The 925-nt window shown below is 51.6% G+C and carries 1 rRNA gene; it reads right to left on the bottom strand.

From position 1 onward, the window contains the following. Positions 1-42 precede the first annotated feature (42 nt). A 23S ribosomal RNA gene (locus Q4486_RS15740) occupies positions 43-925 on the bottom strand; the annotation flags it as partial.

The following is a 925-nucleotide window of genomic DNA, read 5'->3' as shown; positions in this document are numbered from 1 at the left end:
TCTATATCTAATCAATCACTTGCCAAACGCCTTGGGCGTTATATGGTCAAGCCTCACGGGCAATTAGTATTGGTTAGCTCAACGCCTCACAGCGCTTCCACACCCAACCTATCAACGTCGTAGTCTTCAACGGCCCTTTAGGGGAATCAAGTTCCCAGTGAGATCTCATCTTGAAGGAGGCTTCCCGCTTAGATGCTTTCAGCGGTTATCCCGTCCGAACGTAGCTACCCGGCAATGCAATTGGCATCACAACCGGTACACCAGAGGTTCGTTCACTCCGGTCCTCTCGTACTAGGAGCAACTCTTCTCAAATCTCAAACGCCCACGGCAGATAGGGACCGAACTGTCTCACGACGTTCTAAACCCAGCTCGCGTACCACTTTAAATGGCGAACAGCCATACCCTTGGGACCGGCTTCAGCCCCAGGATGTGATGAGCCGACATCGAGGTGCCAAACACCGCCGTCGATGTGAACTCTTGGGCGGTATCAGCCTGTTATCCCCGGAGTACCTTTTATCCGTTGAGCGATGGCCCTTCCATACAGAACCACCGGATCACTAGAACCTACTTTCGTACCTGCTCGATGTGTCTATCTCGCAGTCAAGCACCCTTCTACTCTTGCGCTCATTGCATGATTTCCGACCATGCTGAGGGTACCTTCGTGCTCCTCCGTTACTCTTTGGGAGGAGACCGCCCCAGTCAAACTACCCACCACACAATGTCCCTGATCCCGCTTAGGGACCTAGGTTAGAACCTCAATATTACCAGGCTGGTATTTCAAGATTGGCTCCACTCTATCTAGCGACAAAGTTTCAAAGCCTCCCAGCTATCCTACACAAGTAATATCAAAGTCCACTGTGAAGCTGTAGTAAAGGTTCACGGGGTCTTTCCGTCTAGCCGCGGGTAAACGGCATCTTAACCGCTA

The organism is Neptuniibacter sp. 2_MG-2023 (genome assembly GCF_030547495.1).
Lineage (GTDB): Bacteria > Pseudomonadota > Gammaproteobacteria > Pseudomonadales > Balneatricaceae > Neptuniibacter.
Note: the sequence above shows the minus strand (reverse complement) of the source record. Positions and strands in the feature narration are given on the sequence as shown.